This window comes from Sinorhizobium fredii (assembly GCF_002944405.1).
In the GTDB taxonomy this organism is placed as follows: domain Bacteria; phylum Pseudomonadota; class Alphaproteobacteria; order Rhizobiales; family Rhizobiaceae; genus Sinorhizobium; species Sinorhizobium fredii_C.
In genome coordinates this window covers 269,174-284,109 of the sequence record NZ_CP024308.1, presented here as the reverse complement: position 1 = coordinate 284,109, position 14,936 = coordinate 269,174, and the positions used below count along the sequence as shown (strand labels likewise).

General features: G+C 61.5%; 12 protein-coding genes and 1 pseudogene. 5 read left to right on the top strand and 8 right to left on the bottom strand.

Annotated features, from left to right (window positions below):
* Nucleotides 1-7: 7 nt before the first annotated feature.
* The 8 genes from NXT3_RS20720 to NXT3_RS20685 form a co-directional block, all read right to left on the bottom strand.
* On the bottom strand, nucleotides 8-1,909 hold the full coding sequence (locus tag NXT3_RS20720) for a potassium transporter Kup (RefSeq protein WP_104840239.1): 1,902 nt from the start codon (nucleotides 1,907-1,909) through the stop codon (nucleotides 8-10).
* A gap of 517 nt (nucleotides 1,910-2,426) precedes the next feature.
* The gene (locus tag NXT3_RS20715) at nucleotides 2,427-3,281 is read right to left on the bottom strand and encodes an ABC transporter permease subunit (RefSeq protein ID WP_104840238.1); all 855 of its coding nucleotides are present in this window, start codon (nucleotides 3,279-3,281) and stop codon (nucleotides 2,427-2,429) included.
* A complete protein-coding gene (locus tag NXT3_RS20710; protein ID WP_104840237.1) occupies nucleotides 3,278-4,066 on the bottom strand; it encodes a taurine ABC transporter ATP-binding protein in 789 nt (262 codons plus the stop codon). The genes NXT3_RS20715 and NXT3_RS20710 overlap by 4 nt, the downstream gene beginning before the upstream one ends.
* 56 nt (nucleotides 4,067-4,122) lie before the next feature.
* On the bottom strand, nucleotides 4,123-5,136 hold the full coding sequence (gene tauA / locus NXT3_RS20705; protein ID WP_104840236.1) for a taurine ABC transporter substrate-binding protein: 1,014 nt from the start codon (nucleotides 5,134-5,136) through the stop codon (nucleotides 4,123-4,125).
* A gap of 325 nt (nucleotides 5,137-5,461) precedes the next feature.
* Complete coding sequence (locus tag NXT3_RS20700; RefSeq protein WP_104840235.1) at nucleotides 5,462-6,277, bottom strand: carbohydrate ABC transporter permease; 816 nt, start codon at nucleotides 6,275-6,277, stop codon at nucleotides 5,462-5,464.
* Nucleotides 6,274-7,215 (bottom strand): carbohydrate ABC transporter permease, encoded by a 942-nt coding sequence (locus tag NXT3_RS20695; RefSeq protein ID WP_104840234.1) that lies wholly within the window; start codon nucleotides 7,213-7,215, stop codon nucleotides 6,274-6,276. The genes NXT3_RS20700 and NXT3_RS20695 overlap by 4 nt, the downstream gene beginning before the upstream one ends.
* Nucleotides 7,212-8,243 (bottom strand): aldo/keto reductase, encoded by a 1,032-nt coding sequence (locus NXT3_RS20690; protein WP_104840233.1) that lies wholly within the window; start codon nucleotides 8,241-8,243, stop codon nucleotides 7,212-7,214. The genes NXT3_RS20695 and NXT3_RS20690 overlap by 4 nt, the downstream gene beginning before the upstream one ends.
* Before the next feature lie 62 nt (nucleotides 8,244-8,305).
* Nucleotides 8,306-9,646, bottom strand: coding sequence for an ABC transporter substrate-binding protein (locus NXT3_RS20685; protein ID WP_104840232.1), 1,341 nt, complete (start codon nucleotides 9,644-9,646; stop codon nucleotides 8,306-8,308).
* Between the two features lie 479 nt (nucleotides 9,647-10,125).
* Between NXT3_RS20685 and msuE the strand changes: the two are divergent.
* The 5 genes and pseudogenes from msuE to NXT3_RS20665 all read left to right on the top strand — a co-directional run.
* Nucleotides 10,126-10,632: pseudogene (gene msuE / locus NXT3_RS32570) on the top strand (FMN reductase); the annotation flags it as partial.
* A 102-nt stretch (nucleotides 10,633-10,734) separates the two neighbouring features.
* Nucleotides 10,735-11,838, top strand: a complete 1,104-nt coding sequence (gene sfnG, locus NXT3_RS32565) for a dimethylsulfone monooxygenase SfnG (RefSeq protein ID WP_234828162.1) — start codon at nucleotides 10,735-10,737, stop codon at nucleotides 11,836-11,838.
* Nucleotides 11,839-11,991: 153 nt separating this feature from the next.
* Entirely contained in the window at nucleotides 11,992-12,903 is a 912-nt protein-coding gene (locus tag NXT3_RS20675) for an ABC transporter ATP-binding protein (protein ID WP_104840230.1), read from the top strand.
* Entirely contained in the window at nucleotides 12,903-13,799 is an 897-nt protein-coding gene (locus tag NXT3_RS20670; protein WP_104840229.1) for a branched-chain amino acid ABC transporter permease, read from the top strand. Before NXT3_RS20675 ends, NXT3_RS20670 begins: the two co-directional genes overlap by 1 nt.
* A gap of 2 nt (nucleotides 13,800-13,801) precedes the next feature.
* Nucleotides 13,802-14,842, top strand: coding sequence for a branched-chain amino acid ABC transporter permease (locus NXT3_RS20665; RefSeq protein WP_104840228.1), 1,041 nt, complete (start codon nucleotides 13,802-13,804; stop codon nucleotides 14,840-14,842).
* The last annotated feature ends 94 nt before the right edge of the window (nucleotides 14,843-14,936 follow it).

The following is a 14,936-nucleotide window of genomic DNA, read 5'->3' as shown; positions in this document are numbered from 1 at the left end:
GTCTGGATCAGACGATGACTTGCTCGCCGAGCTCGACGACCCGGTTTGCGGGAAGATGGAAATAGTCGGTTGGATCGATCGCCGAGTCCGCCATCGCGATGAATAGCTTGTCCTGCCATTTCGGCATGCCCGACTGCGGGTCTGCGACAAGCTTGCGCCGGCCGAGATAGAACGACGTGGTCATGATCTCGAACTTGAAGCCCTCCTTGCGACAGTGTGCGAGCGCCCGCGAGACGTTCTGGTCGTCCATGAAGCCGAAGCGCAGCTCAAGTTTGCTGAACCGGTCGGAGAGTCTTGTCAGCGTGTAGCGGTCCTTCTCCGGTACGTAGGGCACCTTGGCGGTCTTGATCGTCAGTATGACGTTGTGTTCGTGCAATACGTGATTGTGCTTGATGTTGTGCAGCAGAACAGCCGGGGTCATATCGGGTGTCGCGGTCAGGAATATTGCCGTTCCCGGTACCACGATGGGAGCATGCTCGGTCTTTCGCTCGGCCGCGGCAATGAACCTGTCGAGCGGAACATCCTGGCGCGCGGTCTTCTCACGCAGGATCCTGACACCCTTTCGCCAGGTCCACATCAGCGTCATCACGACCCCGGCAAAGAGGATGGGCACGTAGCCGCCGTCATGGATCTTGAAGAGGTTGGCGCCGAGAAACGTGAGCTCCAGCAGGAACAGGGGAAGCAGGACCGCGGTTGCAGTCCATACGGGCCAGTTCCACTGATGGCGGACGAATTCGAAGGCGAGGATGGTCGTGACAACCATTGCGCCAGTGACTGACACGCCATAGGCGGTGGCAAGCGACTCGGAACTGCCGAACACGAACATGAGGAGGAGCACGCCGATCAGCAGCGCGCTGTTGACCAAGGGCAGGTAGATCTGTCCTGTCTGCGTTTCCGAGGTGTAGCAGATCTCGAATCTTGGCAGGAAGCCGAGGTGTATCGCTTGTCGGACGAGTGAAAACGCGCCGGTGATCACGGCCTGGCTGGCGATGATCGTCGCTGCCGTGGCCAAAATCACGATCGGCAACAGAGCCCATTTCGGGAACATCAGGAAAAATGGATCGGAAATGGCCTCGGGATGCGACAGCACCAGGGCGCCCTGTCCGACATAATTCAAAGCCAGCGCCGGAAACACGACTGCAAACCAGGCCGCCTGGATTGGCTTTCGACCGAAATGTCCGAGATCGGCATAGAGCGCCTCGGCTCCGGTCACCGTCAGGAAGACGGCGCCGAGAACGATGAAGCCGACCAGACCGCCATTCCACAAAAAGGCAACGCCATGAACGGGGTTGACGGCCGCCAGAATCCCCAGATCATCGCCGATGTGGGCAATCCCGGCCGCTCCCATGGCGAGAAACCAGAGGAGGGTGATCGGTCCGAACAGGTTCGACACGGCTGCCGTACCGCGGGACTGGATGGCAAACAACAGCACTATGATCGCCACAGAGATCGGCAGCACGTAATCCTGAAACGCTGGCGTGACGAGCTTGAGGCCCTCCACGGCGGAGAGGACGGAAAGCGCCGGCGTGATCATCGCATCACCAATAAAGAGAGCGGCACCGAGGATTCCAGCCATGAGCATGATCGTCGTCTGGCGGGGCGCCTTCTTCATCAGCAGGGCCAGCAGCGCCAGCATCCCACCCTCACCGTCATTGTCCGCCCGCAGCAGAAACAGCACGTATTTGCAGGTCACGATGATCGTGAGGGTCCAGAGCATCAGCGAAATGAGGCCGATGACCTCCCCGCGCTCGACCCCTCCTGCGGCAAAGGGACGGAGTGCCTCGCGGAAGGCATAGAGCGGGCTCGTCCCAATATCGCCGTAGACGACGCCGACCGATCCAAGGGTGAGCACCAGAAATTGACGCAGGTTGTTCGCCTGCGCGGGCGCGTGATCCATGGACGCTGTCATCGACTCTCCGTAATGCCTCCGCTCTGCGACTATCCGCAAAGCTCCAATTCCAGGCGCGCAAGTCTGTGCCAGCATTTCCTGTACCGATTGGGCCTTTGTAGGGATTTGCAGACCGCGCTGCGTTCATCTTACGTCCGTAAGAGGTCTGGATTCGATTGGGGATTTCGGTCGCGCGCGTAAAGATTTCATAAAGAGCGACCCCTTGGTTCCGGATCCCGTGCACGGACAGATCGATAAGGATGCCAGCGTCACGCGCTGACCGACGCTGCAGACAGCTCAGTCGATTGGTCGTGCTCGTCCAGTTCCTGCAACTGCTTGGGAGGCTGCTTTCACGCTGGCACCGGCAATTCGGGGGACTTTTGCGGGTGTCCGCAATGGGTCGATCTTTCCCGTTCCCCATTGTCGCAGGAGGGTCGAGAATTCACCTTCACCAGCGTCGTGGGTGGGTGGACTCCGGAAATTCGCGGTAACAGTGTCGAATGGCTGCTTTGGCGCCGACAATGGACACGGTGGCCGTTTACAGCTTTCCCTTCCAAGGAAGGAGGACGGCTTCGATAAACCGGATGGTGGCGGAGAAGGCAAAGGCGCAGATCGCGATGATGCCGATCCCGACGAAGACAACGTCGGTGGCAAGAAACTGTGCAGCGGACATGATCATGAAACCGATTCCGCGTGTCGAGGCGATCAGCTCGGCGGCCACGAGTGTGCCCCATCCTATACCGACTGCGATCCTCACGCCGGTCAGTATTTCAGGCAGGGCTGACGGCAACACGATGTCGGTGAAGAGTTCAATCCTGCGAGCGCCCAGCGATCGGGCCGCATTGACGCGCTCGATGGGTAATGAACGGACGCCCGCCTGAGCAGACAGGCAGACCGGTGCAAACATCGCCAGCACCAGCAGCGTTATTTTCGACGTTTCACCAATGCCGAGCCAAATGATCATCAGTGGCAGATAGGAGAGAGGCGGCAGTGGCCAGTAGAACTCGATCGGCGTGTCCAAGATACCCTTCGCCCAGCGGTTTAGGCCCATGAGCAGGCCTAAGGGAATTCCTGCCGCGATAGCGATCGACGCCGCCAGGACGATGCGCAAGAGGCTTGCAAAGATGTGCTCGGACAGGGATGCGCCCGCATAGCCGTCATAATAGAGTACGCCCGCTTGGGTCAGAACCTCCCGAGGGCTCGGCAGAAAAAGATGCGGGACCAGGTCGAGCTCGGCGACGACCCACCATAGAGCTGCAACTGCGAGAGCAGTCGCAACGCTTATGACGATTGTGGGTTTCTCGCCTACGCCGAAGCTTACCATTTTGACAAGCTTTGGCGCCGGCCTCGTCCCAGCGGATGAAACAGTGGTCGTCTGGACAATGTCGCTCATGCCGCGCTCCTGAAATCTTCGGCGCTGTGAAGAATGGCCCGTATTTCTTCGCGCAGACCCGCGAATTCTGGCGACGACTTGATCGATCGTGCATCTCCGGTCTCGGCAAAGCGGCGGACGAAGTCGAGATCGAAGCGGGCAACGACGCGGCCCGGCCGTGGAGACATGACCAGGACCTGAGTCCCAAGGAAAAGAGCCTCTTCGATCGAGTGGGTGATGAAGAAGATCCGCTTTGCTGCTTTGTGCCAGATGGAGATCAATAGTTCCTGCATCTGCTCGCGCGTCAGACTATCGAGGGCGCCGAAAGGTTCATCCATCAGAAGGATGTCGGGTTCGGTAGCGAGGGCGCGCGCAATGCCCACCCGCTGGCGCATGCCGCCGGACAGTTCATAGGGCAGGGCCTTGGCGAATTCACCGAGGCCGACCAGCCGAAGCAGTTCATGCGCGCGTGCCCTGCGCTCGCCTTTACTCACGCCCGCGAATTTCAGACCAAGTGCGACATTGTCGATCACCGTCTTCCACGGGAGAAGCGCGTCCTTCTGGAAAACCACCCCACGGTCGGCGCCAGGACCGCGAACAGGTCGCCCATCCAGGATGATGGCGCCATCCGACAGAGGTAGGAATCCGGCAATCGCGTTGAGCAATGTCGACTTGCCGCATCCTGAGGCGCCGAGGGCGACGATAAAGCCGCTCTCGGGAATTTCAAAAGACACGCGGTCAAGCGCATGGACGGTCTGGCCGTCGCGCGCCGCGAAGAAGACACTGGCGTGATCGACTTTAAGCATGTGCTCACTCGTAGATTCGAGACCCGGCGCGGCTGGCGCGCCGGCGTCAGGCAAGCTCAGTTGCTCACGCTTGTCAGCGCGTCGGCAGTGACGAAGTCACCGTAGTTCGGCAGCACCTCGGAGACCTTCCCCTGATCCTTCAGGAAAGCGGCCGTTTCTTTCAGGATCTTGGCCGCACCGGACTTATCTCCGCCGCCGAGCCAGGCGTGCGAAGCCTGAACCTCAGGCGTCAGCAACGAGAGATTTTTCAATGCGGCCGCATGCTGTTCTGGGGTACCGCCGAGCAATTTGGCGAGCGACTTGGCGTTTTCGCTTTTGGCGCTCCATGCGCCTTCGGCGGACGCATAGGAGGCATAGTATTTGTTGATGACCGAGGCGAAGCTCTTCAAGAAGTCCGGATTGTCGGCCGCAAACTGTGACGTCGCCACCCAGGCCGAGAACGTTGCCGCGCCCTTGTCGGCCACATCCCTGGAGGTGACGAGCACCTTGCCGTTCTTTTTCAGTTCGGTGAGCGCCGGATCCCAGACGAAGCCGCCATCGATATCGCCGCGGTTAAAGGCGGCGACGATCTCAGGCTGCGGAATTGCAAAGACCTGAACGTCCTTTTCCGTGAGGCCGAGTGACTTGATCAGTGCCAGAAGCTGGTAGTGGTCTGTTGAGACAGGTGCAGCCGCAAGCTTCTTGCCTTTGAGATCGTTCAGACTTTCTATGCCCGACCCGTTGCGGACCACCAGAGCTTCGTCGATCCCGGAGATGGAGGAAAGATAAAACGCCTTTACGTCAAGACCCCGCGAAGCCGCAGCCGCGAAGGGGCTGGACCCGACATAGCCGACCTGCACATCGCCGGAGGCGATGGCGGCGAAGATTTCGGCGCCCGAATTGAACTTGCGGAAATCGATGTCGTAGCCTGTGGACTTGGCGAAGTCGCCATTGGCTATGGCCACAGAGGAGGGCAGCGCATCCGTCTGGTAGGCGACGACCACCTTCTTGTCGGCGGCATCAGCGGCGGCAGCCATCGAGAGGCTGCCGGCAGCGGCCACGATTGCAGTGATAAGACTCTTCAGATTCATGTTTTGCCCCTGTTGGACGAGATACGTCGTCGGTGATGTCGTGGATTCAACGGGTCAGAGCGTAACGAAGGGCCGCTGTTTCGACAGGAATAATACACTAAATTTATATGGTAAGTGGAGAATGTTTCTCGCGCGGAAGCACAACCACGAGACCCGCATCTACACCGGGCAGGAAGATCTGCACTCCCGAAATGACGGGACGTGGTGGTGCGAGCTTCCCAAGCTCTCAAGCCAAGGGCCGGGCGGGCCAATGCAGACTCCGCTGTGTGGTGCCGGCTTGTAGTCAATCCAGTCTTGCCATGACCGTAGCGTTTGGTGACTTCTCTTACTTCACGCCGCCATGTGCGAGCCCGCTGATCAAATAGCGCTGCATGAAGAGCGCGATCAGGTAGACCGGGGCGATGCCGGCGAGCGAGGCCGCTGCCATCTGGCCGAAATTCACCAGCCTGTCGCCCTGGAAGAGCGAGATGCCGACTGGCAGCGTTCGCGTTGCATCGGAAAAAGTGAAGGCGGAGGCGAAGAGGAATTCGTTATAGGACAGCACGGTTACGATGATCAGCGTCGCCACGATGCCGGGTGCGATGATTGGGGCGACGATCTGAAGAAGCGTGCGAAGCGGTCCCGCACCGTCCATCGCGGCCGCCTGCTCGATCTCGATCGGCGTCCGGCGCAGGAAGGGCGTCAGAAGCCAGAAGGCGACGGGCACGTTGGCGAAGCCGTAAACGAGGACGAGGCCGGCGCGCGTGTTGAGAAGCCCGGCTGCCTTTAGCAGGAAGAAGAGAGGGATCAAGGCGACGATGGGCGGCGCCATATAGCTCGAAAGCGTCAGGTCCGCCAGCCACCTGCCGCCAATCTTGAGCCGCAACACCGCATAGGACGAGGGTAACGCCAATGCGATAGTGAGGAGGCCGCCAAGCACGGAAACCGCGACGGAATTGAATATGAAACCCGCAATGCCAGCCGCTTCGAACGCGCCGGGCCAGTTCGCCAGTGTCGGCACTGTCGGCCAGAAATTGCCGCTCAGTACATCGTCCTTGGTCTTGAAGGAAACGGCGACGAGATAGAGGATGGGCAGGGCGAAGAAGCCGACGATTGGTGCCGTGGCCATGGCCAGCCAAAGATGTCGAGTGCCGAGCCTCATGATTCCCGCCTTTCGAAATGCTGATGCAGGCGGACGACCGGCAGCGTCGCCAAGCCTATGACGAGGCCGTAGACGATCGTCTCGGCCGCCGCACGGCCGACGTCGAACTGCTCGATCGCCCGCCGGTAGATGGAAAAGCCGGCCGATGTCGTCGCAAAACCGGGTCCGCCGAAAGTCAGGATGTAGACGAGGTCGAAGAGCTTGAACGAGAGGATGAGTTTCAGAAGGTAGATCGACGAGAGCGGTGCGGCGACGAGCGGGAGCGTGATGTGCCGGAAGCGTTGCCAGGCATTGGCGCCGTCGACGAGTGCTGCCTCGTGGACGCCTTCCGGGATTGTCGAGAGCGCCGCAAAGCAGAGAATGACGATGAACGGCGTCCATTGCCAGAGGTCGGCGAGGGCGATCGCCAGCCAGGCGAGCAAGGGATGGCCGAGGAAGGAAATCGGTTCGGGGATTACCCCGTATTTGATCAAAGTACCGTTCAAGAGCCCTCCGGCTGGCGCGAGAATGAGCTTCCAGGCGACGCCGACCATCACCGGCGGCGTCATCAGCGGCAGCAGCACGAGGCTCATCAGGAAACGACCCGCCTTCAAAAGGGAGGTGAAAAGAAGCGCGATCACGAAGCCGAGCGCGAGTTGCAGCAGCGATGTTGAAAGCGCATAGGCGACGCTTCTTCCGATCGCCGAGAGGAAGAGCGGATCCTGTAAGGTCGTCGCGAAATGCTTGATGCCGACGAAGCCGCGGAACGGCTTTCCGAGCGTGCTTTTGCTGAAGGCGAGTGCCAGCAGGAAGACGGTGGGGTAAAGCGTCGTGACGCTCAGTGCGAGGATGATCGGCGCGATCCACAGCGCCCGGCCCAGCCGCGCCGGAAGGATGGTCCGGCGCGTAGTGCGGCGGGTTTCGCCAAGCCGCAGGGCATCGGCGGCGAAGGCGGTCATGCCGCCTCCGAGAGATCGGGACGTGTCGGCCCGCTGCCGGCCCGCGTCGCGAGAAGCATGTCTTCGATATCGTCGAGGTCGCGGGGCGAAAGGGCGATTGTTGCAGCGTCGATCCAGCCGTCAATGTGCTCCGGCTTGCGCGCTCCGATGATGGCGCCCGTGATCCCGGGCCAGGCGAGAACCCAGGCGGCCGCGACCGCCGCAACGGTGGTGCGGTGCCGCGCCGCAATCGGCCTGAGCCCATCCGCGAAGGCAAGATTGCGGTAGAGTGCCTCCCCTGCAAACTCTTCGTCGCGCGACCGCCAGTCGTTCCCGGGCAGAGCGCGAGCGCGTGACGGAGTAAAAGCACCGGTGAGCAGGCCCGACTGCAGGGGACTGTAGGCAAGGACGCCGCTGCCATGCGCCCGCACCCATGGCAGGCCCTCCTCGGCGAATCCGCGCTTGATGGCGGAGAAGGGCGGCTGCACCACGTCGACGGGGGCAACCGTCGCGGCGCGCTGCAACAGTTCCCTATTGTGGTTCGAAAGCCCGATGGACCTGACCTTGCCCTCCGCCTTAAGGTCGGCAAAGGTGGCCCAGTATTCCTCTATCGGCGTACCGTCATTGGCCGGCCAGTGCATCTGGTATAGGTCGATGACCTCGACATCGAGGCGCCGCAGCGAATCCTCGACCTCGCGACGCAAAGACTTTGCATCACCGATACGGGCGGGAAGGGCATTGCGCTTTTCGGGGTCCCAGACGAGACCGGCCTTGGTAAACACCAGCGGACGTTCGGATCTCGGGATCGTCGAGAGTGCCTCCCGCACGATCTCCTCGGAATGGCCGAGACCGTAGACCGGGGCCGTGTCGATCCAGTTGATGCCGCGCGCAAGCGCATGGCGGATAGCCGCGATCGACTGGGCATCGTCCTGCGTCCCCCAGCCCCAACCCCAGTCGGGACCGCCGATGGCCCAGGCGCCAAAGCCAACCGGTGTGATGTCGAATCCGCTGCGGCCGAGCCTGCGCTTCGGCAAGGAGTGTTCGCTCATGGTCTTTGCCTCTTTTGAAGAAATTGCCGGCGCGCGCCGGGAGGAAGCGATGGGTCGCGCAATCAGCCGTTCAACTCGATGATCTCGGTCCAGGCCCGATGGGCATCGGAGATCGCCTGTTCGGCGCTCTTGGTGCCGGCGAGCGCCAGCGCCAGTTCGTCGGTGAGCGCGTTTTCGAGCTTCGGCGCATAGACGGCCGTCGGCCAGGCCAGGCTGTTTTCCAAGGCGCCGCCGTCGAGCAGCGGCTGCACGAGCGGTTGGAAGGCCTTGAACTTCTCGGATCTCAGACCCGACTGGCGGTCGGGATCGATGCCCGAACCGGTGAGCGCCAATAGCTGTTCGTGATAGCCCTTGCTGGTGACCAGCTTGATCAGTTCCCAGGCCACATCCTTGTTCTGCGATCCGGTGGTGACTGCAAAGCCGAAGCCGGCGTTGAAGGCCAGGCGCGGCGTCTTGTTGCCGCCGCCGATCGGGATGCGGGTCACACCCCATTTGTCGACGATCTTCGACCCCTTGGGATCCTGAGCATAGCCGCCGAGGTCGGTCCAGAAGTCGATCTGCGCCGCCTTGCCGTTCAGGAACGCGGGCAAGCCTTCCTCGAAACGGGTCTCGAGCGGCGTCGGGAGCGCGTGCGGCGCGGAGGCGAGCAGCGACTTCAGCGCCTCCAGGGCCTCTGCGCTATCGAGTGCGGACGAGCCGTCGGCTTTGAGGAAATTGCCGCCGAAGCCCGTCAGTCGGTTGGCGTAGGTGGACAGGATGATGACCGGGATCTTCGCTCCAAGCACGGCGGCACCATAGATACCGTTCTTCGACTCGGCCTCGGTGATGACCTTGGCGTTCTCGTTGTATTCGTCCCAGGTCGTCGGCGCCTTCAGTCCATAGCGGTCGAAAAGCTCTCGGTTGTAGAAGAGAAGATGGCTGTCGCCGTCATAGGGCAGGCCATAGCGGCGGCCGTCGTGCAAGGTGTACTGGTCGTAGATGGTCTGGATGAAATCTTCCGGCTGGATTTCGGCCTTGTCGCGCTCGATGAGATCCGTCACGTCCTCGATGACGCCGTCATCGGCGAGCTGACCCTTGTAGGTATAGAAGTAGTCGATGACATCGAACTCGTTGGCGCCCGATTGCACGTCGAGCGTCGCCTTGACGCTGACCTGGTCATAGGGCACCGCGGTGACATTGACCTTGGCTCCGGTCAGCTTCTCGAAATCCTCGGCGATCTTCTTGCCGGTTACGACGTGCGGCTGGATGATCAGGAGGTTAATGGTGCGGCCCGCAAACTTGTTGCTTGAGGCGAGTGCCGTCGACGAGGCGAGCGGCGCGATGAAGGGCAGCGCGCCGGCGGCTGCGAGCGATTTCAGTACGCTGCGGCGGCGATAGGTCTGACTGAAAATGGGATTGGACATGCATTCCTCCATCGGGATCCTGTTTGCGGCTACTGACCGGCGGGCGAGCTGCTTGCCTGCGGCCTTCGTACTGCATGATGCGACAGGCGAGGAGTGGAATACACATATAGTATATAGAATATGTGTAGTAATGTGGAATGATTTTCCTTCGAGGGCGGGGCCTGCGGAGCACCACATTCTCCGAAGCGTGCAGCGGCACGGGAGATGCTCATGAGGGAGTTATGGGTTGGTCGAGCTGGCCTTCAGCGCGCTCGCTCTTCGCATTGGGCCCGACGAAAAGTCGACGCAGCCTGATGGCACTCCGGTTTTGTTCGCACCGATCCACGACTTTAAGGGCGGCCTAAATTAGGCGTGAAACCGCGCCGGCGCCCTCCGATCCGAATTTTTGAATTTTCCGCGTCGGCAAAATTAGGAGAATTTTTCTTACGCTAGTACATTAAATTGATAGAGTAAGTCAGCAACATGGAACCGCGACGCAAATGAAGATCCTCGGACTTTCCGGCAATGTAAAGCGACCATCGCGGACAGCCTCGCTCGTCGACGTCATGGCGTCGGCGGTTGAGAGCCGCTTCGGTGGCGTGAAACGTGTCATCAACCTCGCCGATGCGGCGCCGGTTCTCTTTCGGGCGTTGAGAGCCGATCAGCTCGAGAGCGAAGGACGCGAAATCATTGATGCGGTCGAAAACGCCGACGTTCTTGTCGTCGGCTCGCCCGTCTATCGCGCCTCCTATACCGGTGCGTTGAAGCATCTTTTCGACCTGGTGGACTACCGCGCCTTGACCGGAAGGCCGGTGCTCCTCGCCGCGACCGGCGGCAGTCCCCTGCATGCCTTGATGGTCGAGCATCAGCTCCGTCCGCTTTTCGGCTTCTTCAACGCGCTGTCGCTACCGACCTCCATCTATGCGGTCGAGACCGATTTTGTCGATTATCGGCTCACCAATCCGGTGGTGCTCGAGCGCGTCGATCGCGCCATCGCTGACCTCGCGCGCTTGTTACCCGTAAGTCCGCAGAGAACCACGTTGTTTGCCGGTGAAAATGGACCGGCACTGGTTGCCACCAAAGGCATGAAACCCTGGAGAGGAAGACAAATGTCGCATGCAAATAGAGAGCCGGTGAAATTCGCCTATTGGGTACCGAACGTTTCGGGCGGGCTGGTCATTTCCAATATCGAACAGCGGACAAGTTGGTCGATCGACTACAACCGAAAACTGGCGCAGATCGCCGAAGAGAACGGTTTCGAATACGCCTTGAGCCAGATCCGCTTCACCGCCGGCTACGGTGCCGAATTCCAGCATGAATCGGTTTCCTTCAGCCATGCGCTGCTGGAAGCAACCAAGACGCTGAAGGTCATCGCGGCGATCCTGCCGGGGCCGTGGAACCCCGCGCTGGCCGCCAAGCAGATCGCCACGATCAACCACCTCACCAACGGCCGCGTCGCCGTCAACGTCGTCAGCGGCTGGTTCCGCGGCGAGTTCGCCGCAATCGGCGAGCATTGGCTGGACCACGACGAGCGCTATCGCCGTTCGGAAGAGTTCATCCGGGCGCTGCGCGGCATCTGGACCGAGGACAATTTCACCTTCCGCGGCGATTTCTACCGCTTCAACAATTACTCGCTGAAGCCGAAGCCTATCAATCCGCAGCCGGAGATCTTTCAGGGCGGCTCGTCGCGCGCCGCGCGCGACATGGCGGCACGCGTTTCTGACTGGTACTTCACCAATGGCAACACACCGGACCAGATCGCCAAGCAGGTGAATGATATCCGCCAGAAGGCCAAGGAAAGCGACCACTCGGTTCGGGTCGGCGTCAACGCCTTCGCAATCGTCCGCGAGACTGAGGAAGAGGCGAAGGCCGTGCTTGCGGAGATCATCGAAAAGGCGAATCCGGAGGCAGTCAACGCCTTTGGCCATGAAGTCAAGAATGCCGGCAAGGCTTCGCCGGAAGGCGAGGGCAACTGGGCGAAATCCTCCTTCGAGGATCTGGTCCAGTACAATGACGGCTTCCGCTCCAACCTGATTGGCACGCCTCGGCAGGTGGCCGAGCGGATCCTCGATCTGAAGCGCGCCGGTGCCGACCTCATCCTGCTCGGCTTCCTGCATTTCCAGGAAGAGGTCGAATATTTCGGCAAGCACGTCATTCCGCTGGTGCGCGAACTGGAAGCGGCGGAAGCGCTGCAGCCGGTCGCTGCGGAGTAATCGGCAGAAAAGCACCTGAACGTAAGAAGGCGGGCCGGAATGCCGGTCCGTACCACTACAGAATGACCGGGGTTTCATTGGGATCGCCGGCGGAGCTGTGCGCCGCTGGCAACGGGTTGCCCTGGCGCCTGGAAGCCGTCTGAGAGGGAAAACATGCACGCGATGACATTTGCCCTTGGGGGGCTGGGCACGTCCGCCTTCCCGCCAGAGGTCCAGGAGCACCTCCTCGACCTTGCCGCCAGGCCGACGCCTCAGGCGCATGCGGCGATTTCCGGCGACGTGCTGCTTGGCCTTGAAGGCGTGAGCCTTTCTTTCGGCGGTGTCACGGCTCTGGACAATGTCGATCTCGCCGTGCGGCGCGGCGAAATCCGCGCCATCATCGGTCCGAATGGCGCCGGCAAGAGCTCGCTTATCAATGTCATCAGCGGCGTCTACCGGCCGGATCGCGGCCATGTGCTGATCGGCGGCCACCGCTATCGTGCGGTGCCGACCGACAGGCTGGCGCGCCTCGGGGTCGCACGAACGTTCCAAAACCTTGCCCTCTTCAAGGGCTTGAGCGTCCTCGACAACGTGGTGGCTGGTCGAGCGCACACGGTCCGCTCGACGTTCCTGGGCCAGATCGCCCGTGTCGGCGCCGCCCGCCGCGAGGAGGCGGACGCGCGCGACCGGGCCCGGCGCATCCTTGCCTTCCTTGATCTCGAACACGTCGCCGGCCGGCTTGCCGGCACCTTGCCCTACGGGCTGCAGAAGCGGGTTGAACTCGCCCGTGCGCTGGTGGCGGAGCCGGAGATCCTGCTTCTCGACGAGCCGATGGCCGGCATGACCGGCACCGAGAAGGACGAGATGGCCGGCTTCGTGCGGGCGACCCGCGAAGCCTACGGCACCACCGTGATCCTGATCGAGCATGATATCGGCGTCGTCATGGAACTGTCGGACCGTATCGCCGTGCTCGACTATGGCCGCAAGATCGCCGACGGCACGCCGGAAGAGGTGCGGGACGACCAGAGCGTTATCGACGCCTATCTTGGCGTCGCACCGGAAAACGAAGATGGGGCGGGGATCTGATGTCGGACCTCGATTGGCTTTTCTTCACCGAGGTGCTCGTCGGCGGGCTGCTCTCGGGCGTGATGTACTCGCTGGTCGCGATCGGCTTCGTGCTGATTTACAAGACCTCCGGCGTGCTGAATTTCGCGCAAGGAGCGATGCTGCTCTTCGCGGCACTGACCTTCGTCAGTCTCGTCGAGCGCGGCGTGCCTTTCCCGCTGGCGCTTGCCATCACCTTTGCGCTGATGGTCGTCATCGGCATCGTTATTGAGCGCACCGTACTTCGCCCGCTCACCAACAGGCCGCCGATCACGCTCTTCATGGCGACGCTCGGTCTTTCCTACGTCATCGAGGGTGCCGCCCAGCTTGTCTGGGGAACGCAGGTGCATGCGCTCGAGCTCGGCATCGAGGACCTCCCCTTCGATATCGGCGGCGTCTTCATCAGCCAGTTCGACATCTTCGCCGCGGCAGTTGCGGCCGGCATGGTAGCGCTGTTGTCGGTCTTCTTCCGTTATACCCGTGTCGGCCTCGCCTTCCGAGCGGTCGCGGACGACCAGTTCGCAGCGCTCGCCGTCGGTCTGCGGCTGCCGTGGATCTGGGCGACCGTCTGGGCGACCGCCGGCCTGGTGGCGCTGGTGGCAGGCCTCCTTTGGGGCGCACGGCTCGGCGTGCAATTCTCGCTGTCGCTTGTCGTTCTCAAGGCTCTTCCGGTCCTCGTCCTCGGTGGCTTCGACTCGATCCTGGGTGCCATCGTCGGCGGCCTGCTGATCGGCGCGACCGAGAAGCTCGCCGAGGTCTATCTCGGCGACTATCTCGGCGGCGGTATCGAAAGCTGGTTTGCCTATGTCGCTGCACTCGCCTTCCTGCTCATTCGTCCCTCCGGCCTGTTTGGCCAGAAGCTCGTGGAAAGGCTCTGACCATGGCCTCCATCGCAAACCACCTCCCCGCGTCTGCGACGCTTCCGCGCTGGCCGGCTCCATTGGCGCTCCTTGCCGTTGCCTACCTCGTCGTGCCATTTGTCGGCACCAGCTACCTCTTCGAGGCCATTTTGCTGCCGTTCCTGGCGCTGAGCCTCGCCGGCGTTGGCTTGAACCTCTTGACCGGCTATGCCGGCCAGGTTTCGCTCGGCAGCGCCGCCTTCATGGCGGTCGGCGCCTTCGCCGCCTACAACTTCAACCTGCGCGTCGAAGGCCTGCCGCTTGTGTTAAGCATCGTGCTTGCCGGCTTTTCGGCCGCTGCGATCGGCATTGTCTTCGGCCTGCCGAGTCTCAGGCTGAAGGGCTTCTATCTCGCTGTTTCGACGCTTGCCGCACAGTTCTTCGTACAGTGGGCTCTGACGAAATTCGGCTGGTTCTCCAACAATTCGGCCTCCGGCGTCATCGACGCTCCGCCGCTGGTGATCGCCGGCTTCGCTTTCGATAGCGCCGCCGACCGCTATCTCTTCGCGCTGACCATCGTGACAGTGCTCACCTTCCTGGCGCTGAGGCTTGTCGCCTCGCAGACCGGGCGCAACTTCATTGCGGTGCGTGACAACGAGACGGCCGCCCGCATCATCGGCGTGCCGGTGTTGCGGGCGAAGTTGCTCGCCTTCGCGATTTCGTCCTTCATCATCGGCGTTGCCGGCGTGCTCTGGGCCTTCGCCTATCTTAGAACGGTCGAACCGGCAGGCTTCAATCTCGACCGCTCCTTCCAGGTGCTGTTCATCATCATCATCGGCGGCCTCGCCTCGATCCGCGGCGCCTTTTTTGGAGCCGCGCTGATCGTCGTCTTTCCGCTCCTTCTGTCGCGGCTTGGTGCCTTCTTTCTCGGCGACATCTTCGATTCCGGCGTGCTCGACATGAGCCAGCGCATCGTGCTCGGCGGCCTGATCATCCTCTTCCTCGTTCTTGAACCGGACGGACTCGTCGCCCTCTGGGAAAGGAACGTGAGACGCCTCGGTTCCGTTCTCGGACGGCGCTGACGAAGACCGGAGCGGATGCGCTCCCAAAAGCAAGAAATCCACTTTCCATCAATCAGGTACGGCGATCGCGCCGACCAACACCCGGAGTTTGTCC